At 65.3% G+C, this 616-nt stretch carries 1 protein-coding gene; it reads left to right on the forward strand.

What is annotated here, in order from left to right; genetic code table 11:
• Positions 1-3 precede the first annotated feature (3 nt).
• A partial coding sequence (locus tag AC1D00_RS44305) for a thiamine phosphate synthase (RefSeq protein ID WP_477015099.1) occupies positions 4-616 on the forward strand: 613 nt, incomplete at its 3' end.

Here is a 616-nt window from a genome sequence, read left to right on the forward strand (position 1 = left end):
GGCATGCCGTATCCTGATCGCAACGCGTATCCTGATCGCTTCTACCCTGTCGTCGACAGCCTCGCCTGGGTCGAGCGCCTGACCAAGCTCGGCGTCGGCACGATTCAACTGCGCGCGAAAGACCTGAACGACGCCGAAGCGCTGCAGATCGTCACCGACGCGCTGGCCATCACCGAGGGCACGCAGGCAAAGCTCGTCGTGAATGATTACTGGCGCGCTGCGATCGTCGCCGGCGCAAAGTATCTGCATCTCGGCCAGGAGGATCTCGCCGACGCCGACCTCAAGGCCATCCGCGAAGCGGGCCTTCTCCTCGGCATCTCCACCCATGACGACGCCGAGCTTGCGACCGCACTCGCGGCCAGGCCCGACTACGTTGCGCTCGGCCCGATCTTCTTCACCACCTTGAAGTCGATGCGCTTCGAGCCGCAGGGCGTTCCGAAGATCACGGAATGGAAGCAGCGCATCGGCACCATCCCGCTGGTCGCGATCGGCGGCATCAAGTTCGAGCACGCCGCGGAGATCTTTGCCGCCGGCGCCGATTCCATCGCCGTCGTCAGCGACGTCACGCAGAATACCGACCCCGACGCGCGGGTGCGGCAATGGCTCGGCCTACCTG

The sequence above is a fragment of the Bradyrhizobium sp. P2_E8 genome, assembly GCF_056403875.1.